The organism is Micromonospora citrea (genome assembly GCF_900090315.1).
In the GTDB taxonomy this organism is placed as follows: Bacteria; Actinomycetota; Actinomycetes; order Mycobacteriales; family Micromonosporaceae; genus Micromonospora; species Micromonospora citrea.
On record NZ_FMHZ01000002.1, the window covers coordinates 1 to 21,409 of the forward strand.

The 21,409-nt window shown below is 75.2% G+C and carries 19 protein-coding genes and 2 pseudogenes; 9 read left to right on the forward strand and 12 right to left on the reverse strand.

Annotated elements, in window-relative coordinates; translation table 11 throughout:
* The coding region (locus GA0070606_RS00340) for a hypothetical protein (RefSeq protein ID WP_091094508.1) at positions 1 to 356 on the forward strand (356 nt) is incomplete at its 5' end.
* A 126-nt stretch (positions 357 to 482) separates the two neighbouring features.
* Here GA0070606_RS00340 and GA0070606_RS00345 read toward each other — a convergent pair.
* The 3 genes from GA0070606_RS00345 to GA0070606_RS00355 form a co-directional block, all read right to left on the reverse strand.
* On the reverse strand, positions 483 to 1,787 hold the full coding sequence (locus GA0070606_RS00345; RefSeq protein ID WP_245724505.1) for an MFS transporter: 1,305 nt from the start codon (positions 1,785 to 1,787) through the stop codon (positions 483 to 485).
* The gene (locus tag GA0070606_RS00350) at positions 1,784 to 2,461 is read right to left on the reverse strand and encodes a GntR family transcriptional regulator (RefSeq protein ID WP_091094509.1); all 678 of its coding nucleotides are present in this window, start codon (positions 2,459 to 2,461) and stop codon (positions 1,784 to 1,786) included. Before GA0070606_RS00350 ends, GA0070606_RS00345 begins: the two co-directional genes overlap by 4 nt.
* Before the next feature lie 97 nt (positions 2,462 to 2,558).
* Positions 2,559 to 3,662 carry a CapA family protein gene (locus GA0070606_RS00355; RefSeq protein WP_091094510.1) on the reverse strand — a complete coding sequence of 368 codons (1,104 nt, stop codon included), beginning with the start codon at positions 3,660 to 3,662 and terminating at the stop codon, positions 2,559 to 2,561.
* Positions 3,663 to 3,752: 90 nt separating this feature from the next.
* On the opposite strand from GA0070606_RS00355, the gene GA0070606_RS00360 reads away from it, so the two are divergent.
* Positions 3,753 to 3,947, forward strand: a complete 195-nt coding sequence (locus GA0070606_RS00360) for a hypothetical protein (RefSeq protein ID WP_141721479.1) — start codon at positions 3,753 to 3,755, stop codon at positions 3,945 to 3,947.
* Positions 3,948 to 4,030: 83 nt separating this feature from the next.
* On the opposite strand, the gene GA0070606_RS00365 is transcribed toward GA0070606_RS00360, so the two are convergent.
* Positions 4,031 to 4,447 carry an alpha/beta fold hydrolase gene (locus GA0070606_RS00365; RefSeq protein WP_342672157.1) on the reverse strand — a complete coding sequence of 139 codons (417 nt, stop codon included), beginning with the start codon at positions 4,445 to 4,447 and terminating at the stop codon, positions 4,031 to 4,033.
* Here GA0070606_RS00365 and GA0070606_RS00370 point away from each other — a divergent pair.
* Positions 4,350 to 4,556, forward strand: a pseudogene (locus tag GA0070606_RS00370) (archease); the annotation flags it as partial. The gene GA0070606_RS00365 and the pseudogene GA0070606_RS00370 sit on opposite strands and share 98 nt — an antisense overlap.
* A gap of 9 nt (positions 4,557 to 4,565) precedes the next feature.
* Here the strand turns inward: GA0070606_RS00370 and GA0070606_RS00375 are convergent.
* The 3 genes from GA0070606_RS00375 to GA0070606_RS00385 all read right to left on the reverse strand — a co-directional run bounded on the left by GA0070606_RS00375 (position 4,566) and on the right by GA0070606_RS00385 (position 8,176).
* Entirely contained in the window at positions 4,566 to 5,984 is a 1,419-nt protein-coding gene (locus tag GA0070606_RS00375) for an RtcB family protein (protein WP_091094513.1), read from the reverse strand.
* 102 nt (positions 5,985 to 6,086) lie between these two features.
* Positions 6,087 to 6,713: a GNAT family N-acetyltransferase gene (locus tag GA0070606_RS00380; protein ID WP_091107078.1), complete on the reverse strand. Its 627-nt coding sequence runs from the start codon at positions 6,711 to 6,713 to the stop codon at positions 6,087 to 6,089.
* Between the two features lie 149 nt (positions 6,714 to 6,862).
* Positions 6,863 to 8,176: a cation:proton antiporter gene (locus GA0070606_RS00385; protein WP_245724506.1), complete on the reverse strand. Its 1,314-nt coding sequence runs from the start codon at positions 8,174 to 8,176 to the stop codon at positions 6,863 to 6,865.
* A 291-nt stretch (positions 8,177 to 8,467) separates the two neighbouring features.
* Between GA0070606_RS00385 and GA0070606_RS00390 the strand changes: the two genes are divergently transcribed.
* The 3 genes from GA0070606_RS00390 to GA0070606_RS33635 all read left to right on the forward strand — a co-directional run bounded on the left by GA0070606_RS00390 (position 8,468) and on the right by GA0070606_RS33635 (position 11,207).
* On the forward strand, positions 8,468 to 9,352 hold the full coding sequence (locus GA0070606_RS00390) for an ABC transporter ATP-binding protein (RefSeq protein WP_176737174.1): 885 nt from the start codon (positions 8,468 to 8,470) through the stop codon (positions 9,350 to 9,352).
* Complete coding sequence (locus GA0070606_RS00395) at positions 9,349 to 10,980, forward strand: polyketide antibiotic transporter (RefSeq protein WP_091094514.1); 1,632 nt, start codon at positions 9,349 to 9,351, stop codon at positions 10,978 to 10,980. Before GA0070606_RS00390 ends, GA0070606_RS00395 begins: the two co-directional genes overlap by 4 nt.
* Positions 10,981 to 11,084: 104 nt before the next feature.
* The gene (locus GA0070606_RS33635) at positions 11,085 to 11,207 is read left to right on the forward strand and encodes a hypothetical protein (protein ID WP_281190537.1); all 123 of its coding nucleotides are present in this window, start codon (positions 11,085 to 11,087) and stop codon (positions 11,205 to 11,207) included.
* Here the strand turns inward: GA0070606_RS33635 and GA0070606_RS00400 are convergent.
* From GA0070606_RS00400 to GA0070606_RS00420, 5 genes are read right to left on the reverse strand one after another with little or no spacing between them, the layout of a single operon-like run.
* Entirely contained in the window at positions 11,195 to 12,064 is an 870-nt protein-coding gene (locus tag GA0070606_RS00400) for a carbohydrate ABC transporter permease (protein WP_091107081.1), read from the reverse strand. The genes GA0070606_RS33635 and GA0070606_RS00400 overlap by 13 nt on opposite strands.
* A 38-nt stretch (positions 12,065 to 12,102) precedes the next feature.
* A complete protein-coding gene (locus GA0070606_RS00405; protein WP_091094515.1) occupies positions 12,103 to 13,143 on the reverse strand; it encodes an ABC transporter ATP-binding protein in 1,041 nt (346 codons plus the stop codon).
* Positions 13,140 to 14,462, reverse strand: a complete 1,323-nt coding sequence (locus GA0070606_RS00410; protein WP_091107083.1) for an ABC transporter substrate-binding protein — start codon at positions 14,460 to 14,462, stop codon at positions 13,140 to 13,142. The genes GA0070606_RS00405 and GA0070606_RS00410 overlap by 4 nt, the downstream gene beginning before the upstream one ends.
* A gap of 26 nt (positions 14,463 to 14,488) precedes the next feature.
* On the reverse strand, positions 14,489 to 15,343 hold the full coding sequence (locus GA0070606_RS00415; RefSeq protein WP_091094516.1) for a carbohydrate ABC transporter permease: 855 nt from the start codon (positions 15,341 to 15,343) through the stop codon (positions 14,489 to 14,491).
* A 26-nt stretch (positions 15,344 to 15,369) separates the two neighbouring features.
* Positions 15,370 to 18,162, reverse strand: coding sequence for a beta propeller repeat protein (locus GA0070606_RS00420; RefSeq protein ID WP_091094517.1), 2,793 nt, complete (start codon positions 18,160 to 18,162; stop codon positions 15,370 to 15,372).
* 131 nt (positions 18,163 to 18,293) lie between these two features.
* Between GA0070606_RS00420 and GA0070606_RS33935 the strand changes: the two genes are divergently transcribed.
* The 3 genes and pseudogenes from GA0070606_RS33935 (at position 18,294) to GA0070606_RS00435 (ending at position 21,397) form a co-directional block, all read left to right on the forward strand.
* On the forward strand, positions 18,294 to 18,602 hold the full coding sequence (locus tag GA0070606_RS33935) for an SDR family oxidoreductase (RefSeq protein WP_245724507.1): 309 nt from the start codon (positions 18,294 to 18,296) through the stop codon (positions 18,600 to 18,602).
* Positions 18,603 to 18,692: 90 nt separating this feature from the next.
* On the forward strand, positions 18,693 to 20,372 hold the full coding sequence (locus GA0070606_RS00430) for a serine hydrolase (RefSeq protein WP_218105909.1): 1,680 nt from the start codon (positions 18,693 to 18,695) through the stop codon (positions 20,370 to 20,372).
* A gap of 138 nt (positions 20,373 to 20,510) precedes the next feature.
* Positions 20,511 to 21,397 (forward strand): annotated as a pseudogene (locus tag GA0070606_RS00435) (pentapeptide repeat-containing protein).
* Positions 21,398 to 21,409 lie beyond the last annotated feature (12 nt).

The following is a 21,409-nucleotide window of genomic DNA, read 5'->3' on the forward strand; positions in this document are numbered from 1 at the left end:
AGCGGAGCCTGGAGGGGGAGGCGGCGCAGGGCATGCACGCCATGGCCGTGGGCGCGGTCCCCCAGCTCGGCCAGCTCGAGCCCGACCGGTTCGCCCGGCTGCTCTCCCGGGCGGAGATCGCCCTGGGCGCCGCGCTGCTCGCGCCGTTCGTGCCGTCGGCGCTGGTGGGCCTGGGGCTGTCCGCCTTCGGCGCGGGGCTGGTGCAGCTCTACCTCAGGACGCCGGGGATGCGGGAGCCGGGCAGCCTGAAGCCCACCCAGCAGGGCACCGGCCTGGCCAAGGACGTGTGGCTGCTCGGGGCCGGCCTGACCCTGGTGCTGGACGACCTGACCCACCGCCGCCGCTGGGGCTGCTGACGCCAGCGCCGGGCCGCGCCTGACACGCCGGTCGGGTCGTTGTCGCCGCCCGCCGGCACCTCGTGGCGGCGGGCGGGTGCGCGGCGCGCCGGCCGGGTCCGTCGCGCGGGGGCGGCGGGCCGGGGTTCAGCGCGGATCGGGGGTACGCTCGCGCGCCGCCGCCGCCCGCCGGGTGGCGTTGCGGTAGCGCAGGACCTGCACCGTGCCGAGCGCCCAGAGGGCGTACTGGACGGCGAAGGCCCAGCGGAAGGCGGCCAGGTCGGGGGCGGCCCGACCGGCCGGCGTGGCCAGGTCGAGCACGACGCCGACGGCCAGCACCAGCAGGATCGCGGCCACGAAGCCGCCGACGTTGACGACGCCGGTGGCGCTGCCGATCCGGTGGACCGGGTTGGCGGTGCGCGCGTAGTCGAATCCGATCATGGAGCCGGGGCCGTTGAGCGCGAGCGCCAGCACCAGCGCGACGAGCAGCCAGCCCGGTGACCGTCCCGGCCACGCCAGCACGACGGCCCAGACCGCGGCGGTGGCGCCGGTGACGGCGAAGACCAGCACCGACCGGTGGAACGGGTACCGGGCGCACAGGTGGGCGACCACCGGCCCCGACAGGAAGGTCGCCACGGTCATCAGGGTGAGCAGCGACGCGGCGGCCGTCGGGCTCAGCCCCTGCCCCTGGACCAGGAAGGGGTATCCCCAGAGCAGGGCGAACACCGCGCCGGAGAACTGGGTCACGAAGTGCGTCCACAGCCCCAGCCGGGTGCCCGGCTGCGCCCAGGCGGCGCGCAGCTCCCGGCCGACGACGGCGAGGCGGGGCGCCGGACCGGTCGCGGTCTCCCGGTGCGGGGTGTCCCGGACGACCACGACGACCGTCAGCACCACCGTCGCCCCCACCGCCGCGGCGGTGAGGAAGGCGGGGGTCCAGCCCGCGCGGTGCAGCAACGCCACCAGCGGCACGGCGCCGAGGATCGCCCCCAACTGGCCGAACGTCCCGGTGAGCTGGGTCATCAGCGGGTTGCGCCGCCCTGGGAACCAGAACGCGACGATCCGCAGCACGCTGATGAAGGTCATCGCGTCGCCGAGCCCGACCAGGACGCGGGCGGCGATGGCGAGGCGCACGTCGGTGGCGAGGGCGAAGCAGAGCTGGCCGGCGACCATCAGCACGCCGCCGGCGACGAGCAGCCGGCGGGAGCCGAACCGGTCGAGCAGCACGCCGACCGGCACCTGCATCAGCGCGTACACGGCGAGCTGGGCGACGGAGAAGGTGGCCAGCACCGAGGCGTTGATCTGGAAGCGGTCCGCCGCGTCGACGCCGGTGACGCCGAGCGAGCTGCGGTGGAACACCGCGGCCACGTACGCGCTCACCGCCACGCCCCAGACCAGCGCGGCGGCCCGGCGCGGCGCGACCGGGGCGGGCGCCGGAACGCTGAGCACGCTCACCGCAGCGCCCGCAGCACGTGCGCGGCCTTGTCGATGTGCGCGGCGACGGCGGCGAGCCAGCGCCGCGGGTCGTCGGAGTCGAGCGCGGCCAGCTGGTCGGCGTGCTCGGCCAGCGCGGTCTCGGCCCAGCCGGGCGAGAGCCGGAAGCTGGCCTCTCCCATCCGCAGTTGCCGGTCGCGCAGCCGCTGGTACAGCTCGGCGAGGATCTCGTTGCCGGCCGCGTCGACCACTGTGGCGTGGAACGCCCGGTCGGCCTCCATCAGCGCGGTCAGGTCGCCGGCGGCGTGCGCGGCGCGCATCTCGGCCAGCCGGGCGGCGAGGTGGTCCCGCAGCTCCCGCCGCCGGGGCCAGACCCGCTCGGCCGCGTGCAGCTCGACCAGCCGCCGTGCCTCGATCACGTCGGTGACCTCGCGGGCGGAGACCGGGCGGATCAGCGCGCCCCGCTTGGGGTAGAGCTTGACGAGCCCTTCGGCCTCCAGGCGCAGCAGCGCCTCGCGTACCGGGGTGCGGGACACCCCGGTGGCCTCGGCGATCTCCCCCTCGGTCACCAGCGACCCGCCCGGGTGGATCTGCTCCAGGATCGCCCGCTTGAGGTGGCGGTAGGCGCGGTCGGCGGCCGACGGCGCGGTCGTCCGGCCGGCGGTGGCCCGGCCCGGCGAGGAGGGATGCGTCATGTATCTATGATGCGTTTCCGGCGTGGTGGCTGTTCGTCGCCCCGGCCGGCGGTGGCGCGCGCCACGCCGGCGCTGGGCCCGGGTGGCCCCGGCGACGTCAGCGCGGGCGGAGGGTCAGCAGCCCGTCGGGGTCGACGCCGGCGGCGGCGAACGGCGGGCCGAAGCCGCCCAGCAGGTCGGCCAGCCAGCGGGCCTCCCCCGGCGCGGCCCGCTCCAGCCGCATCCGGCGCATCCGCACCGGGGCCGCGCGCAGCCGCCGCAGCGCCCCGGTCGCCGCGTCGAGGACGGGCAACCAGAGCAGCCGCAGCTCGGGCCGGTACGACTCCTGCCCGCCGATCCCCTCGTAGTCGTCGACCAGATCGCCGCAGCCGTAGAGGATCAGGCGGTCGCGGTGGACCTCGACCGGGCGCGGGTGGTGCGACGAGTGGCCGTGCACCACGTCCACGCCGGCGTCGACCAGCCGGTGGGCGAAGTCGACGTGCCCGGGCGGCACCTCGTACCCCCAGTTGGAGCCCCAGTGCACGGAGACCAGGACCCGGTCGCCGGGCCCGGCCACGGCGGCGATCCGCCCGGCCAGCGCGTCCGCCGACGCGGCCGACACCTCCGGCAGGTACGCCACCCCCGGCGCGTCGGCGGCGGCCGCCCAGGCCGGGGGCACGCCGCTGGACGGCGCGGCGACCGACCAGACCAGCAGGCGGCGGCCGCCTGCGAGAGGCACCCGGGCGGGCTCCCAGGCCGACCCGGCGTCCCGCCCGGCGCCGGCGGTGGCGATGCCGGCGCCGGCCAGCGCGTCGAGGGTGTCGGCGAGCCCGACCGGCCCGAAGTCGAGGCTGTGGTTGTTCGCCAGCGCGCAGACGTCCAGCCGGGCCGCGGTGAGGCAGGGCAGGTTCCCCGGGTGCATCCGGTAGTGGACGGCCTTGGCCGGGGCGTGCTCGCCCTGGCCGGTCACCGCGGTCTCCAGGTTGACCACCCGCACGTCGGGGCGCAGCGCGTCGAGCAGGTCGAGCGCCTCGCCCCACGGCCAGTGCGCCGGCGCGGGGCGCGGGACGGGGCCGGCGGCGGCCTCGGCCAGGTCGACGTAGCCGCGCGCGTCCCGGACGGCCGGCTCGCGCAGCTCGGACGGGCCCGGTGCGGGCAGGATCGCGTCCACGCCCCGGCCGGTCATCACGTCGCCGCCGAGGAAGAGCGCCAGGTCGGGCATGCGGGGCGCTTTCCCCGTCGGGCCGCCCACTCACCTGAAAACGGTGGCCCGTCGGGGCGTGGGCGGCCCGGTTCGGGTAGCAGCGCCGCCATGACGGTTATGGTGGCGACCCGCAACCGGCGGGACCAGCTGCTGGAGACGCCGGGCCGGCACGCCGGCCGGGTGATCGTGGTGGACAACGGCTCCGACTACGCCGAGCGGGTGGTCGCCCACCACCTGCCGCCGCCCGCCGGGCGGGACCGGCGGGCGCGGCTCTGGGCGGAGGCGCTCAGCGCCACGAGGTGACCCGGGTGGGGCCGGCGGGCCGGCTGCCGGGGCGGACGGGACCCGCCCGCCCGGCACGGGCCGACCGTCGAACGGGCCGACCGTCAACCGGCCTCCGCTACCGCCGGCCGGGTCGCGGCGGGCCCGGCGCCGCCGTCCGCCGACGCGTCGCCGGCGGCGGCCCCCGCCGTCGACCAGAAGTCGACGAGCATGCGGTGGAACTCGTCGGCGCACTCGATCTGCGGCATGTGCCCGCAGTCGCGGAACAGGTGGGTGCGGGCACTGGGCAGGCGGGCCCGGGCGGCGTCCAGGTGCGTCGCCGGGAGGATGAGGTCCCTGTCGCCCCAGACGACGAAGGTGGGGATGTCGAGGCGTTCCACCTCGCCCAGCAGGTCCTCCCGCCACTGTGGGCTGACGCCCCGGATCTTCCGGATGGAGACGGAGGGCGAGCTGCCGCTGCGCACCGAGGTGGCCGACGACGGCGCCGGCGGCCTGACGGTGCGCTGGGGCACGACGGACACCGACGCCGTCGAGCTGGTCGGCGCGGTACCGAAGGCCGTCTCCCTGCACGAGCTGCGCTTCGGTCGCGACGGCGCGGGCTGGTCCTGCGCGGTGACGCTGGACGTGTGAGCCGCCGGCTCAGCCCTTCACCACGCCGAGCGGCACCAGCCGGGCCACCTTCCGGCACAGCCCGGCGCCCTCGGCCGCCGCCACCACCGCCGAGACGTCCTTGTAGGCCGACGGCATCTCCTCGGCCAGGCCGCGCCGGGACGCGCCGCGCACCGCGATGTCCCGCGCCTCCAGTTGGCCGCGCGGGTCCAGGCCGCGCTCGGCCTTCACCGCCTGCTTGCGGCTCTGCACCCGCCCGGCGCCGTGGCAGGTGGAGGCGAACGCCGGCGCGCCCGGCACGCCGGTGAGCACGTACGAGCCGGTGCCCATGGAACCGGGGATGAGCACCGGCTGACCCACGTCGCGCAGGTCGTCGGGGAGGTCGGCGTGGCCCGGCGGCAGCGCGCGGGTGGCGCCCTTGCGGTGCACGCAGAGCGCACGGCGCTCGCCGTCGACCTCGTGCTCCTCGATCTTGGCGAGGTTGTGCGAGATGTCGTAGACCAGGTCCAGCCGGCTGCCGGTCACCCGGGCGAAGACCTTCCGGGCGGCGTCGGCCAGCAGTTGCCGGTTGGCGCGGGCGTAGTTGGCGGCGGCGGCCATCGCGCCCAGGTAGGCGCGGCCCTCGTGGGAGGAGACCGGGGCGCAGGCGAGCTGCCGGTCCGGCACGTGGATGCCGTGCCGGGCCATCACCTTCTCCATCGCGCGGACGTGGTCGGTGCAGATCTGGTGGCCCAGCCCCCGCGACCCGCAGTGGATCATCACGCAGACCTGCCCGGGACGCAGCCCGAAGGCGGTCGCGGTCGCCTCGTCGTACACCTCCTCGACGGCCTGCACCTCCAGGAAGTGGTTCCCGGAGCCGAGGCTGCCGACCTGGCGCGCGCCGCGCTCGATCGCCCGCTCGCCGACCTGCGCCGGGTCGGCGTCGCCGACCGCGCCGTGGTCCTCGCAGCGGTGCAGGTCCCGCTCGACGCCGAAACCGCGCTCGACCGCGTACCGGGAGCCGCCGCGCAGCACCGCGTCGAGTTCCTTGCGCGAGGACAGGTGCCACACCGCGCCCTTGCCCATCCCGCGCGGGGTGGCCTCGCCCAGCCCGTCCATCAGCGCGTCGAGGCGGGGTCGCAGCCCGTCGCGGTCGACGTCGGCGGCGAGCAGCCGGACGCCGCAGGAGATGTCGAAGCCCACCCCGCCGGGCGAGACGACGCCGCCGTGCGCGACGTCGGTGGCGGCCACGCCGCCGATCGGGAAGCCGTAGCCCCAGTGCACGTCGGGCATGGCGTACGAGGCGTCGACGATGCCGGGCAGCGTGGCGACGTTCGCCACCTGCTCCAGCGACTTGTCCGCGCCGGCGTCGGGCAGCAGCGACCGGGACGCGAACACCACTCCCGGCACCCGCATCGGGTCGTGCCGGTCGATCCGGAAGCGGTACGGCGACTCCTCGACCAGCTCCATTCCCGGCGGCTACCCGGGCGGGCGCGCCTTACACCCGCTCGGCGACGGCCGGCCGCCTCCGAAGCCGCTCGGCGACGGCCGGTCGTCCCCGGAAGCCGCCCGTCACGCCCGCTCGGCGGCAGCGGCCCGCCCGGCCGGCCGGCGCATCGCCCACACACGGGGACCGCCGTCGGGCACCCGGACCTGCCCGGTCACGGCGAACCCGAGCCGCCGGTAGAACCGCACGTTTCCCTCCGACGACGTCTCCAGCACCGCCGGCAGGCCGGCGCGGTCCGCCTCCGCCAGGCCGGGCAGCAGCACCCGGCCGCCCAGCCCCCGGCCCTGGTCGGCGCGGCGCACGCCGACGGTGGCGAGCAGGAACGCCGGCTCGGGCGACCGCAGCGGGGCGCAGGCCGCGTCGGCGGCCGACATCGCCACGTGCCGGTCGCCGGCCAGCTCCGCGTCGCGCGCGGCGACGCCGGCCCAGACCTCGTCCGGGACCGGCCGGTCCGGGCGCAGCCACACCGCCACCGCCGCCGGCCGGCCGTCGGGACCCACCGCCGCCCACACGTCCCCGTAGGGCAGCCCGACCGCCTCGACGGTGCCGGCGAACATCGCCGCCAGCCTTTCCCGGTGCCGGTCCGCCGCCACCGTCCAGGCCGTCCAGGGATACCCGTCGAAGGCGTCGGCGAGCACGTCCGCCGCCCCGACGGTCGACTCCGGCCCGATCCGGCGTACCTCGAACTCCATGCTGTCCTCCCCGGGGTGCTCGGTCGCGCAGCGCGCGATCATCGCACGGCGCCCCGACCGGCGCGCGGGATTATCGGGTCACACCCGCTCGACGGCCACGGTCCGGGGCAGATCGCCGCCGCCGAGACGGGAGTCCGGCGGCCCGCCACTCAGGACCGCTCCTCGCCGGCCCCGTCCGTGGTGACCGGGCCCTGCTCGGGCGGTCGGCGGCCGGTGACCGCCGTGCGGTCCGCGGGTTGCGCCGGCGGGGCCGCCGACCGCCGGGCCCGCCGGATCCGGTGCAGCACCCCGTGCCAGGCCGGCGCCTCGCGGGCGTCGTCGAAGGCCCGGGCCACCACGACGTCGGTGGAGGAGTGCGCCAGGATCGAGATGACGACCGTCAGGGCGACCAGGTGGAACACCTCGTCGGCGGCGGCGATGCCGGACTCCAGCACCAGCAGACCGTAGACCACCGAGGCGAAGCCCTTCGGCCCGAACCACATGGCGGCGGCCTGCTCGCGCAGCCCGAGTCCCGACCCGGCGAACGAGATCCACAACGCGACCGGCCGGGCGACCACGATCGCCAGCACGGCGAACACCCAGCCCGTCCAGGAGATCTCCCCGAGGAACTCCACCGAGATCAGCGCCCCGAACACCAGCAGCGCCGCCAGCTTCAGCAGCTCGGCGACGTTCTCCCCGAAGTGCTCGAACGCCGCCCGCTGCCGCGGCCCGAAGGTGGCCACGGTGATCCCGGCGGCGAACGCCGCCAGGAACAGGTTGCCGTGGGTCGCCTTGCCCAGCGCCAGCACCAGCAGGCCGATCGCCATCCCGTTCAACGGGGCGTAGGCCGTCGACGCGGCGAACCAGCGGGTCCGCTCCAGCGCGATCGCCAGCAGCGGCACCAGGACCCCGATCAGCAGCCCGACCGCCAGTTCTCCGGCCAACTCCCCCAGGTGCAGGTCGTCCGAGCCGGCCGCCACCGCCAGGAGCACCACCACGAACGGCAGGGCGAGGCCGTCGTTGACGCCGGACTCCACGTTGAGCAGGTGCCGCAAGCGCGCCGGAACCTTGTCGTTGCCGACCAGCGCGGCGGCGAACACCGGGTCGGTCGGGGCGAGGACGGCCCCGACCAGCAGCGCCTCGGGCCAGTCGAGACCGGCCACGTAGTGCGCCAGCACCGCCGTCACCAGCAGGGTCAGCGGCAGGCCCCAGCCCAACGCCCGACCGGGCAACCGCCACGCCGAGCGTAGGTCGGCCCAGCCCACCCGCATGCCGTCGGTGAACAGCACGGCGAACAGGGCCAGCTCCGCCAGCTCGGCCACGATCGGCGAGTCGGCCCGCAGGTGCAGCACGCCGCCGGTGTCCTCGCCCAGCAGGAAGCCGGCGACCAGGAACAGCGCCGCCGTGGACAGGATCGTGCGGTGGGCCAGCGCCGACACGAGGACGGCAGCCAGCAGGACGGCGGCGAAGGACAGCAGCAGCACGGGGAGACCTTCCGAGGGCGCGGGTCATCACGGTGCCGACCAGACTTCCCGGCGCTCCACAGATCCCGGCGATCATACCGACGGTCTGCACGTCCGACGCAGTGGCGGCCTTGGCACCGTCCTCTCCTACGGCGACCTCGTCTCCTCGTCGTCGGTCCGGTCGACAACAGGGAGCGCTTCGCCGCCGCCGGGTGACCGCGTCTTGTCCCGCATGACGCGGCGCAGTACGGTGACGGTTGGTGCGCCGGGAAGCCTGGTCGGCAGTCGTGACACGTCGACCGGAGGCATGCCGTGGCCACATCCGCCGTTCGCACCCACCACCTGACCAAGCGCTACGGGACGCTGCTGGCCCTCGACGGGTTGGACCTGACCGTTTCGGCCGGCGAGGTGTTCGGTTTCCTCGGCCCGAACGGGGCCGGGAAGTCCACCACCATCCGGCTGCTGCTCGGCCTGGCCCGGCCCACCGCCGGCCGGGCGTGGATCTTCGACGTCGAGGCCGGCGACGTCGCCGCCCACCGGTCGCTGGCGTACGTGCCGGCCGACGTGGCCCTGTGGCCGCAGCTCACCGGCGCGGAGATCCTCGAGTTGCTGGCCGCCACCGGGCCGGGCGTCGACCGCGCCTACCGCGACGAACTGGTGGAGAGGTTCGCCCTCGACGTGTCCAAGCCGGCCCGCGCCTACTCGACCGGCAACCGGCAGAAGGTCGCGTTGGTCGCCGCGTTCGCCACCCGCGCGCCCCTGCTCGTCCTCGACGAGCCCACCAGCGGGCTCGACCCGTTGATGGAACAGGAGTTCCGCCGCGCTGTCACGGTCGCCCGGGACCGTGGCCAGACGACGTTCCTCTGCTCCCATCAACTGGCCGAGGTCGAGGCCGTCTGCGACCGGGTGGCGATCCTGCGCGCCGGCCGGCTCGTCGACGTCGCCACCGTCGGCGACCTGCGCCGCCTGCACCGCACGGAGGTGACCGCCCGGTTCACCGGCCCCGCGCCCGACCTGTCCGACGTGGCGGGGGTCGGCAGCGTCGCGCGGGACGGCGGGACGCTGAGCTTCTCCCTGAACGGGCCACCCGCGCCGGCGCTGCGCGCCCTCGCCGCCGCCGACGTCACCGCCCTCACCGTCCGGGAACCCAGCCTCGAGGAGATCTTCCTCGACTACTACGGCGAGGCCGACCGATGACCGCCACCGCCCTGGCGGCGACCGGCCACCGCCCCGCGCAGGCCGGGGCCGGGCGCGCCGTCACCCGCCTGGCCGTACGCCAGGTGCGTCGCGGCGCCGCCGTCGTGTTCGCCGTGACGGTGGGGATGTCGACGCTGGTCGCCACCACGTACACCAGGACCGTCGGGGACGGCCTCGACGCGGCCGCGCTCGCCGCCCTGGCCCGCAATCCCGCGGTCCGGACGCTGTTCGGCGAGCCGGCCGCCCTCGACACCGCCGGTGGTTTCACCGTCTGGCGGACCGGCACCGTCCTCGCCGTCGTGCTGTCGGTCTGGGGCCTGCTCGCGACCACCCGCGTCACCCGGGGCGAGGAGGCGGCCGGGCGGTGGGACCTCCTGCTCGCGGGCCGGTCGGGGCCGGCGGCGGTGCTCGGCCGGCACCTCGCGGTGCTGGCGACCGTGGCGGCCCTGACCGGGGCCGCGCTCGCGGCGGCGCTCGTCGCGGCCGGCACCCCGGCCCGGGGAGCCGTCCTGCACGGCGCCGGCCTGGCGCTGGTCACCACGGTGGCCGTCGCGGCGGCGGGCCTCGCCGCCCAGGTCTTCCCCACCCGGGCCGCGGCGACCGGGGCCACGCTGACGTTCCTCGGTGTCGGGCTGCTCGCCCGCATGGTCGGCGACGGCGTCACCCCGCTCGGCTGGCTGCGGTGGCTGCCGCCGTACGGGCCGCTGGCCCTCACCCGCCCCTACCAGGCCGACCGGGTGTCGCCCCTGATCGTGCTCGCGCTCACCACCGTGGTGTTGTGCGCCGGCGCGTTCACCCTGGCGGTGCGGCGGGACGTCCGCGACGGGCTGGTCGCTCCCGCCGCCGGCCGCCCGCCCCGCCTGCGGCTGCTCCGCTCGGTGGAGTCCTTCGCCGTGCGGCGGATGCTGCGGCCACTCGCCGGCTGGTCGGCCGGCGTCGGGGCGTACTTCCTGCTGATCGGCGCGCTGGCGGTCTCCCTGACCGAGTTCCTCGCCGACAACGCACGCTTCGCCGACCTCGCCGCGCAGGCGGGTTTCGCCGGCCTCGGCACCGTCCACGGGTACGTCGCCAGCCTGTTCGCCCTGCTCGCCGTGCCGGTCGGCGCCTTCACGGCCGTCCGGCTCGCCGCGTTCGCGGCCGCGGAGACCGACGGACGCCTGACCCTGCTCCACGCCGGGACGCTCTCGCGCGCCCGCCTGCTCGCCGCCGAGGTCGCCACCACCACGGTCGGCGCGGCGGCGCTCGTCACCGTCGCCGGCGCGGCGACGTGGCTCGGTGCGGCGGTGGTCGACGCGGATCTGTCGCTGCCCGCCGCGCTCGCCGGCACCTGGAACGTCCTGCCCGTCGCGCTGCTCAGCCTCGGGTCGGCGGTGCTGGCCCTCGGCCGGGCGCCGCGCGGGGTGGCGGCCCTGGGCATGCTGCCGAGCGCCGGCGGGTTCCTGCTCACCGTCGTCGCCGACAGCACCGGCGCGCCGGCCTGGGTCGGCCGGCTCTCGCCGTACGCGCACCTCGCGGACGTGCCCCAGACGGCGCCGAACTGGCCCGCGACGGCCGTCATGGTCGCGCTCGCGGGCACGGCCGTCGCCGTCGGCACCTGCGGATACCGGCGTCGGGACGTGCGGGCGTAGCCTCAGCCGACCCGGAGCCGAGGCCGCCGGCCAGTCGGGGCACCGGCCCAAGCGCGGCGGCACCGGTTCCGCCCGACGCCGGCCGCGCGCCCTAGCCTGTCCGGGTGACCGCCGAACTGACCCTGCTGTCGACAGTGGCCTTCCGCGGTCAGGAGATCACGGGCCCCCGTCCGCGGGAGCTGCTCGCCGGCGGCTGTGGCGTCTCCGGCTGGTCCTACAGCCGGTAGAACGCGCGGTAGCGGCGGATCAGCCGCCACTGCACCAGCACCGCCGCCACGGTCAGCAGGATCATCACCAGGGTCGCGGCGGCGGCGTAGCCGTAGCGCAGGTACTCGAAGCCGGTGCGGTAGACGAACAGCGACAGGTAGGTGGTGGCGTACGGGGGCGGGCCGCCGTCGGTGACCACGAAGGCCGGCACGAAGGTGAAGTGCAGGCTCTGGACGGCGTCGCGCACCGCCAGCAGCCCGAGCACCGGCGCCATCAGCGGCAGCGTGATCCGGCGGAACACGTCCCAGCCGGTGGCGTCCTCGATCGCGGCCATCTCGTAGACGTCGCGGGGCAGCGCGCGGCGGGCCGCCAGCAGCACCACGAAGGTCTCCCCCATGGTGAACAGGCTCATCAGGATCATCGCGGCGCGGGCGTCGGTCGGGTCGGTGAGCCACTGCGGCGGGGTGCGGCCCAGCGCGGTCAGGCCGTTCTCCCCGCCGGTGCGCAGCACCTGGTTGATCGGGCCGTAGAGCGGGTTGAGCAGCCACAGCCAGAGCAGCCCGTAGGCGATCTCGGGCACCGCGGTCGGCAGCACCGCCGCGCTGCGGGCGCTGCCGACGCCGACCGCCCGGCGGTGCAGCAGCAGCGCCAGGCCGAGGGCGAGGAGCACCCGCAGCGGTACGGCCACCAGCGCGAAGACCAGCGAGTTGGTCAGCGACACCCGGAAAACCGGGTCGTCGGCCAGCGCGACGAGGTTGTCCAGCCCCACCCAGCGCGGCGGGCGCAGCAGGTCGTACTCGGTGAAGGCCAGCGCCAGGGTGACCGCGGCGGGCAGCAGCACCAGCCCGACGAGGCCGACGAGGTACGGCGTCAGCATCAGCGCCAACTGCCGGCGCGAACGGCGGTCGGTCGTCGTCACGGGGCGTACCGGCGGCCGGAGTCGGCGTGGAAGACGTGCACGTCGGGCCAGTGGACGGCGACGCGTACCGCCGCGCCGCGCCCGGGCCGGCGGGCGGCGGGCACCCGGGCGACGACGGGGTGCCCGGCGGCGAGGGTCAGGTACGCGTACGCGTCCTCGCCGACCACCTCGACCCGGTCGACGGTGGCGTCCGTGCCGTCGGCGGCGTCGAGGGTGACCGCCTCGGGCCGGAAGCCGATCCGCATTCCCCCGGCCTCGACGCCGGGTGGCGGGTCGCCGCCCGGGCGCAGCGGGCCGTCCGCCGGGAGCAGGTTCATCGCCGGGGAGCCGACGAAGCGGGCGACGAAGGTGGTGGCCGGGGTGCGCCAGATCTCGTCGGGGGTGCCGACCTGCTCGATGCGACCGTCGCGCAGCACGGCGATCCGGTCGGCGAGCACCAGCGCCTCGGTCTGGTCGTGGGTGACGTGGACCATGGTGGCGCCCAGTCGGTCGTGCAGGGCGCGCAGCTCGGCGCGCATCTGCACCCGCAGCGCCTGGTCGAGGTTGGACAGCGGCTCGTCGAGCAGGAACACGTCCGGCTCGCGCACCAGCGCCCGGGCCAGCGCCACCCGCTGCCGTTCGCCGCCGGAGAGCTGCGCGGGCCGCCGGTCCAGCAGCCCGGCGCAGCCGACCGTCTCGGCCGCCGCCCGCGCCCGCTCCCGGGCGACGGCGCGGGGCGTGTCGCGCACCTCGAGGCCGAACGCGATGTTCTCGGCGACGCTCAGGTGCGGGAAGAGCGCGTACGACTGGAACACCATCGACACGTTGCGCCGGCCCGGACGCTCGCCGGTGACGTCGCGCCCGGCGATGCGGACGCGGCCGGCGGTGACCGGCTCGAGGCCGGCGACGACCCGCAGCACGGTCGACTTGCCGGCGCCCGACGGGCCGAGCACCACCAGCAGCTCGCCCCGGGCGACGGCCAGGTCCACCTCGTGCAGCACGGTCGCGCCCCGGTACGCGGCCGAGACCCCGGCCAGGGCGAGGCCAGGGTCGCTCACCCGTGCTCCCCGCGGGCGAAGATCGGGCGGGTCTGCCGGTCGAGTTCGCGGATCACGTCGTCGAGCCGGTCGCCCCGGTGCATGGCGTTCTCCAGGATGCCGTAGGTGACGTCCTCGATCTCCGGCCAGGTGGAGACGGTCGGCAGGGCCCGGACGGTGGGGATGGCGTCGAGGAAGACCCTGGCGCTGCGCGGCGGCTGGGCGGGGCCGAGGAACGCCGGGGACTGCGACACTCCGATGTGCGACGGGACGGTGCGCCCGGTGGCCGCGACGATCCGCTGGCCCTCCTCGGCGATGGCGAACTCCAGGAACCGCCACGCGGCGTCCTTGTGCTTCGCGCCCCGGGTCATGCAGTACGCGTCGGAGTGCAGCACCCCCACCTGCTCCCGGTAGACGGGCAGCGGGGCGACGTCCCACTCGAAGCCGGTGATCGAGCGGAACGTGGTGGTGGAGCGGCGGGAACTCATCAGCATGGCGAGCCGGCCGTTGGCGAACCGGGACTCGTCGTCCTCGGCCTCCACCTCCTCGTCGGTGGGCACCACCCCGTACGCGAGCCGCAGGTCCACCAGGTTCTTCAGCGCCTCCCGGGCGGCCGGGGTGTCCAGCGTCAGCCGGGTCGGCCTCGCCGGGTCGTCGACGAGCTGACCGCCGCCCGACCAGACGAACGGGGCGAGCCGGATGATCGACGGCTCCACCCCGAGGCCGTGCACCGCCGGGCGCAGCGCGGCACCCTCGCTCTCGGTGGCCCTGATCACCGCGCCGCGTGAGTCGCGGGTCATGGCGCCGGCGGTGGCGACCATGTCGTTCCAGGTCCAGCCGGCCTTCGGCTCGGGCACGCCGTACTTGGCGAAGAGGGTGCGGTTGTAGTAGACGGCGAGGCTGGAGACGTTCTGCGGCAGGCAGAGCTGCCGATCCTGCCAGCGGAAGGCGTTCCACGCCACCGGGTAGTAGTCGGCCGGGTCGACGGTGTCGGAGGCGGCGAGGCGGTCGTCCAGCGGCTCGATGACGTCCTTGGCGGCGAACTGGCCGTAGAAGCGGTAGTTCATCAGGAACAGATCCGGCGGGGCGCCGCCGGCCACCGAGGTGGCCAGCCGGGCCAGCAGGTCCTTGCGGTCGCTGGCCTCGACGAGCTGCACGTCGGCGCCGGGGCGGGCCTTCTCGTACGCCTCGACGAGGGTGCGGTAGGCGGCGAGTTCCTCGGGGGCGCCGAAGACCAGCAGCCGCACCGGCCCGTCGGCCGACGCGCCGGAGCCGGCGCCGCAGCCGGCGACGGCCAGCACGGCGGTGAGCAGCAGGGCGAGCATCGCCTTCGGGCGCATCGTCGGTGTCGTCTCCGGTCGCATCGTCAGTGTCGTCCCGTCGGGTCGTCGTGGTGGAGGAAGCGCCGCTGGGCGAGCACGAAGACGACCAGCGCCGGCGCCGTGGCCAGCACCGCGCCGGCCAGGAACACCGGGAAGTTCGTCGGGTCCAGCACCGAAAGGGAGCGCAGCGCCAGCGGCAGGGTGAACAGGTCGCGGTCGTAGACGTAGACCAGCGGGTCGAGGAAGTTCGACCAGGTGAGCACGAAGGTCAGCGCGGTGAGCCCGGCGGTGACCGGCCGGACCAGCGGAAGGGCGACCCGCCACCACGTCCGCGTCGGCGAGAGGTCCGCCACCAGGCAGGCGTCGTAGAGGTCCGCCGGCAGCGCCCGGAAGGCCAGGTAGTAGACCAGGACGTAGAGCGGCGACGTGCCCAGCAACGCCGGGGCGATCAGCGGCACCAGGGTGTCGGTCAGGCCGAGCAGCCGGAAGATCGCGAACCGGGGTACGAGCAGCGCCGTGGCCGGCACCATCAGGGCCACCAGGGAGGCCGCCACGACGACGGCGGTGGTGCGCGGGGCCAGCCGGGCCAGCGCGAAGCCGGCCAGGGACGCGACGAGCACGCTCAGCGGCACCGCGACGACCGCGACCAGCACCGAGTTGAGCGAGGCGCGCAGCAGCCCGCCCAGCTCGACGGCCTGCTGGTAGCCGGTGGTGGAGACCGGGTCGGGCACGAGCCGCGGAGTGGGCGGCGGCGGCAGCCCGGGCTCGGTGAGCGACCCGGCGACCAGCAGCAGCAGCGGCGGGACGAAGACGAGCAGGACGAACGCCGCGCCGAGGGTGCGCCAGGCGCGGCCGGCCGCCTCGGGCAGCGGTGAGGGGCCGCTCGCGCGGCCCCTCACCGTGTCGTTGCCGATGGTCGAACTCCTCAGAGCGCGAGCTGCCAGGCGCCGAGGCCGTGCGAGGCGGCGTAGAGCACCCGCTTGCCCGGCACTACGGTGAGCCCGGCGACCTCGACGTTGGGCATGCCGCGGGCCGCCTTCACCCAGGTGGTGCTGCCCTTGGCCAGCCGCAGGACGCCGAAGTCGGTGGCCGCGTAGAGGTCACCGGTGACGTCGTCGCGGACGAGGTCGGTGATCGGCTGGTCGCCGAAGTCGTACGACCGGTCGGCCCAGGTCGCGCCGGCGCCGGCCAGCTTCACCTCGAACGCGTGCCCGACGGTGGCCGGGGTGTTCGAGTTGAACCCGCTGTAGGAGATCCACGCCCGGGCCGGGTCGGCCGGGTCGACGTGGATGCTGGTGACGAAGCGGTTGGGCGTGGCGGCGGTGTCGATCCGCGTCCAGGTGACCGCCGACGCCGGCTCGGCGTCGACGTTGCGGGACACGAACACCCGGCCCGTGCTGGTGGCCGCGTACGCGGTGGACGAGTCGGTGGCCACGCGCTGCACCACCGAGACGGCCCCGCCGGCCCGGTCGCCCCAGGCGGCGTCGGTCAGGTTGACCGTGCCCAGCGGCGCGAAGTCGCCGCACTGCGCCTCGAAGGTGCCGGTCCAGGTGTTGCAGATCCGGTCGGCCTCCGCCAGGCTCCGGTCGCCCAGGCCGAACGTCTTGGTCCGGTAGACGGTGCGGGAGGTGCCGGCGAACATCGTGCCGCTGACCTTCGGGTCGCTGATCACCGGGGCGTAGAACAGGGTGCCCGGCTGCCCGAAGATCGGGTCGGAGATGGAGATCCAGCTGCCCACGTCACCGTTGTTGAAGTTCACCTCGGGCGTGGCGTCGTAGAAGGTGTGGAAGCGGAACTCCGGCCTGCCGACGTCGAAGCCGGACGCGCCGCCGTCGCCGATCATCGTGTTGACCCAGCGCCTGCGCTGGCCCTTGTTCTCCCAGGTGCCGTTGTCCTGGGTGCCGCCCTGCAGCAGGGTGTGGTCGTGCGGGCTGGCCGAGAGGCTGATGAACTGCAGGGTGTTCATGCCCTTGTTGATGCCGTCCAGCTTCGACGGGATCCGCGAGAGCATCTGCTTGCAGCGGTCCTTCTGCGCCTGCGTGGCCAGGTTGCGGTCCGGGTTGTCGCACCACGCCGACCGGTCGACGAACTGGCCGCTGGAGCGCATCACGCCGCCGTCGTTGGCCTCGAAGAACTGGTAGGGGTTGCGCGGGTTGGTGACCAGGGCGTGCTGGTCGGGGTGCAGGCCGTTGGGGTGCAGCTCGTCGGTGCCGTCGAAGGTCATGTCGGTGCCGCTGACGCCGGCGTCGGTGGAGAGCACCACGGCCCGCTTGTGGGCGACGGTCTCGCCGTAGACGTACGAGCCGCCGGTGTAGACGATGTCGGGGTGCCCGGCCGGGGTGTGCACGAACACGTCGTACCAGCACTGGCCGGTGCACTGGTTGTAGGTCGCGTAGCCCGGGTCGGCCGGGTTCGCGCTGGTGAGGTCGGTGAACGCGGGGGCACCGCCGGCCACGTCGTCGCTGCGGAACAGCCGCGAGTACGGGTTGCCGAGGTTGCCCTCGTAGACGTACATCCGGGTCTTGCCGTTCGGCAGGGCGGTCACGTCGATCGCGGCGCGGGTCTGGAAGACCGCCGGGTTGAGCGACGGCTTGATCTGGGTCCAGGTGGCGCCGGCGTCCGCCGAGCGCCACACGCCCCGGGCGTACGAGGAGGCGTAGACGACGTTCGCGTCGCGCGGGTCGAGCTTGACGTAGCGCACGCCGCGCGGCGAGCAGGCGGCGGTGTTGTTGTATTCGGCGGCGCTGCCGGTGCACTGGGTCGCGTCGGCCGAGCCGTTGTGGACGAACTTCCAGTTCGCGCCGCCGTCGGTGGACTTGTAGAGGCCCCACTTCTCGGCGTCGGGCACCGGGCGGGTGACGCCGGTGCAGCAGGAGCTGGACATGCCCCGCAGCGCGGTGGTGGTGGCGACGTAGAGCGTCTTCGGGTCGCCCGGCTTGATCGTGATCTCGCCGATGCCCTTGCCGGCCAGGGCGTCCTTGCCCAGCGGGCCCTTCCAGGTGACGCCGCCGTTCGTCGACTTGTAGAGGCCGACGCCGGCGACGCAGCCGGAGGCGCAGGTGTTGGCCTCGCCGGTGCCGACGTAGATCGTCAGGCCGGTCTTGTCGTTACGGTCGATCTTGACCGAGCCGGCCGCGTTGATGCCGAGCGGACCGCCGAGGTAGAACCACTTCGGCTCCGGCGCGAGGACGTTGAGGGTGCCCCAGACGCCGCCGCCGGCCGGCGTCACGTACGCCCGGCAGAGCAGGGCGTTGCAGTCGGGCGCGATGTCGATGGAGGTGACCCGGCCGCCCGCGACGTACGCGTTCGGCACGTAGTTGTAGGCGTTGCGGAACTCGGTGAACGGGTAGAGGGCCTCGCTCGGGCCGACGTTGGTCCACCCCCGGCTGCCACCGGCGCGCCGCTCGGCGGCCGAGTACGCCGCCTTCGACCGGTCCATCTGGGCGATGCTGATCGTGCTGGCCGGGTACGCGCGCTCCAGGAACTCCTGCTGGGCGGCGTTGCCCGGGCCGTCCGGCGACATGCCGTCGTTGCCCGGCACGGCCTGGCGCAGCCGCTCCATGTGGGCACCGAGCGCGCCGGGCATCTCGCCGTCCCCGGTCGCGGCGGCGGGGGCCGGCACCTGGGCGCCGGCGAAGTGGATTCCTACGAGCCCGGTCGATGCCACCAGGGCACCGACCGCCAGCCCCACGAGCAGGTGGCGACGTCTGCGCTTCACGAGGGTCCTTCCGGCAGATAGGGGCCGCCGCGCGGCCCTCCGGATTGGCGACCGTCGCTGGCAGCGTCCACGTCGGAGAATGGCAGAGCGGATCGACGGGGGCAATCCCCCGCATGGACCGGGATCAACGGATGGTTGCGTCCGCATGGAACGGGTGGTGCGGCGCCATGCCGGCGCCGCACGAGAACCGCGGCGAGGCCGCCACCCCGATGACCGGGCAGGAGGACGTCGACCCGTTCACGCGGGAACGGCCCGGGGTGCCCGTCGGCCGGCCCGGCGACGCGCGGGAGGTCGCCGCCGTGGTGACGCTGCTCGCCTCGCCCGCCGCCGCGTGCGTCACGGGCGCGTCCTGGCCCGTCGACGGCGGCATGTTGCTGACGGGTCCCGCAGGTCGACGCGCTCACCTCGCACGACTGGCGGGCGGCGCGGGAACGAGGTGACGTCCTCCGCGACGGTCGCCGACCGGACCGTCCAATCTCGAATCCTCTAGTAGGGTCTCCCCGGCTAGATCAACTGGACGGGGAGATGTCGTGCGGACAGTCAGCAGGAGGACGTTCGGAAAGCTCGTCGGCGCGGCCGGCGCCGGTGCCGCCGGTGCCGGCACACTGCTCCACGCGCCGGCGCGGGCGGCGGACGGGTGGGTCGCCACCGGCACCGCGGTTGCCGGGCTGAGCAGCTTCGACGACACCATGAAATCGTTCATGCAGGCGCGCGGTGTCAGCGCCGGGCAGCTCGCGGTGGCGTACAACGGCCGGCTCGTGCTGGCCCGGGGCTACGGCAACAACTCGGCGGAGACGATCCAGCCCACGTCGCTGTTCCGCATCGCGAGCCTCAGCAAGTCGCTCACCGCCGCGGCGGTGCTCCGGCTGGCGCAGGACGGCCTGGTCGGCCTCGACGACCCGGTGACCTCGGTGCTGGACTTCATCCCGCCGACCGGCCAGTCCGTCGACCCGAGGATGCCGCAGGTGACCCTGCGGCGGTTGCTGCAGCACCTCGGCGGCTGGGACCGGGACCTCACCTTCGACCCCCTGCACGGCCGCGACCACGTCATCGCGCAGGCGCTGGGCGTTCCGCTGGAGCTGCGCAAGGAGGACGTCCTGCGCTACATGTCCGGCCAGCCGCTGCAACACGACCCGGGCAGCACCGTGGCGTACAGCAACTACGGCTACTTCCTCGCCGGCCGGGTCGTCGAGAAGGTCACCGGCCTGTCCTACGAGGCGTACGTCAAGCAGAAGCTCCTCGCGCCGCTGGGCATCACCCGGATGGCGCACGGGAAGGCCCTGACGCGGCTCGCCGGCGAGGTCGGCTACCGGTCGCAGTACACGGGGCGCACCGTCCTGGACGACTCGGGCACCATCGTGCCGGCCCCGTACGGCACCTTCAGCATGAGCCTGCGCGACGCCAACGGCGGGTGGGTCGCCTCGGCGGTGGACATGGTCCGCTGGGCCACCATGCTCGACGGCGCCGGTGGCGTGCTCGACGGCGCCTCGCTGGCCAAGGTCACCGCGGTGCCTTCGACGGGCGTGAACGGCAACGGCTGGTACTACGGCCTCGGCTGGGCCGTGCGCCCCTTCGCCACCAGCGGCGGGACGAAGTACAACATCTGGCACACCGGCAGCCTGGCCGGCACCTACACCCTGCTGGTCAAGAGCTACCAGGGCATGAGCTGGGCGGCGCTGTTCAACCAGCGCGACGACCCCTCCGGCCTCAACTACGGCGACATCGACAGCGCGCTGTGGGCCGCCTCCCGCCAGGTGACCAGCTGGCCGACGCACAACCTCTGGTCGACGTACTTCAGCCCGTGGAGCGTGGTGGTGGACAACACCACGGCCGGCCGCTTCACCGCCAGCAGCAACTGGGCCGTCGCGTCGAGCCTCACCGGCCGGTACGGCACCAACTACCGGCGGGCCGCCCCGGTCGCCGCCAGCGACGTCGCCTGGTACAAGGTCGACGTCCCCGAGACCGGCACCTACCGGGTCGACGTCTGGTACCCGGCGTCCACCGGCAACAGCGCCGCCACCCCCTACATCGTGGCCACCTCGACGGGCAACAAGACGGTGCACGTCGACCAGCGCAGCAACGGCGGGACGTGGCGCTCGCTGGGCACCTTCACCCTCGCCCGGGGCGACGGCAACAAGGTCGGCGTGAGCCGGTGGACCTCGGGCACCGGCCACGTGGTCGCGGACGCCGTACGCGTCACCCGGGTCTGAGCCACCGGGGCGCGCCGGGCGCGCCCTCCCGCTGGTGGCCCGCCCGGCGGGTGGGCCACCAGCGCCGCGCGGGACAATGGGTGCTCCGCCCGCGTCCCGGCGAGCGGAAGGGTCACCATCGGCAGGAGAACGATCAGCGTGTCGGAAACATCCCGGTCGCCATCGTCGGCGGCGGACGACCTGCGCGCCGACTGCGCCCGGTGCTTCGGGCTCTGCTGCGTCGCGCCCGCCTTCTCCGCGTCGGCGGACTTCGCCATCGACAAGCCCGCCGGGCAGCCCTGCCCGAACCTGCGGGCCGACTCGCGCTGCGGCATCCACGCCGACCTGCGCGACCGCGGCTTCCCCGGCTGCACCGTCTTCGACTGCTTCGGCGCCGGGCAGCGGGTGGCCCAGCACACCTTCGGCGGGCGGGACTGGCGCGAGGCGCCGGGGAGCGCCGCGCGCATGTTCGACACGTTCGCCGTGATGCGACCGCTGCACGAGCTGCTCTGGTACCTGACCGAGGCGCTGGCGCTGCGCCCGCCGCAGCCGCTGCGCGACGAACTCGCCGCCGCGCGCGCCGAGACCGAGCGGCTGGCCCGGGGGACCCCGGAGACGCTGCTGGCGATCGACGTGGACGCCTACCGGGGCCGGGTGAACCCGCTGCTGTCCCGCGCCGGGGACGCGGCGCGGGCGCGGGGCGGCCGGCCCGGCGCGGACCGGCGGGGCGCCCGGTTGTTCGGCGCCGACCTGCGCCGGGCCGACCTGCGCCGGGCGAACCTGCGCGGGGCGCTGCTGATCGGCGCGGACCTGCGCGGCGTCGACCTCGGCCTGGCCGACCTGACCGGGGCCGACCTGCGCGGGGCGGACCTGCGCGGGGCGGACCTGTCGGGCAGCCTGTTCCTGCACCAGTCGCAGCTCGACGCGGCCCGGGGCGACCGGCACACGACGCTGCCGCCCGGCCGGACGCACCCGGGGCACTGGTCGGGCCTGACGCTCACCCCGGTACGCCCCGGCCGCCGGGGCGTACCCGCGGCCGCCGGTGACGGCGACGGCAG

Excerpts from the sequence above, each read along its gene's own strand:
- GA0070606_RS00350 (WP_091094509.1), bottom strand. The coding sequence starts at position 2,461 with ATGACGCATCCCTCCTCGCCGGGCCGGGCCACCGCCGGCCGGACGACC.
- GA0070606_RS00355 (WP_091094510.1), bottom strand. The coding sequence starts at position 3,662 with ATGCCCGACCTGGCGCTCTTCCTCGGCGGCGACGTGATGACCGGCCGG.
- GA0070606_RS00360 (WP_141721479.1), top strand. The coding sequence starts at position 3,753 with ATGACGGTTATGGTGGCGACCCGCAACCGGCGGGACCAGCTGCTGGAG.
- GA0070606_RS00375 (WP_091094513.1), bottom strand. The coding sequence starts at position 5,984 with ATGGAGCTGGTCGAGGAGTCGCCGTACCGCTTCCGGATCGACCGGCAC.
- GA0070606_RS00380 (WP_091107078.1), bottom strand. The coding sequence starts at position 6,713 with ATGGAGTTCGAGGTACGCCGGATCGGGCCGGAGTCGACCGTCGGGGCG.
- GA0070606_RS00395 (WP_091094514.1), top strand. The coding sequence starts at position 9,349 with ATGACCGCCACCGCCCTGGCGGCGACCGGCCACCGCCCCGCGCAGGCC.
- GA0070606_RS00400 (WP_091107081.1), bottom strand. The coding sequence starts at position 12,064 with ATGCTGACGCCGTACCTCGTCGGCCTCGTCGGGCTGGTGCTGCTGCCC.
- GA0070606_RS00410 (WP_091107083.1), bottom strand. The coding sequence starts at position 14,462 with ATGCGCCCGAAGGCGATGCTCGCCCTGCTGCTCACCGCCGTGCTGGCC.
- GA0070606_RS33935 (WP_245724507.1), top strand. The coding sequence starts at position 18,294 with ATGGTTGCGTCCGCATGGAACGGGTGGTGCGGCGCCATGCCGGCGCCG.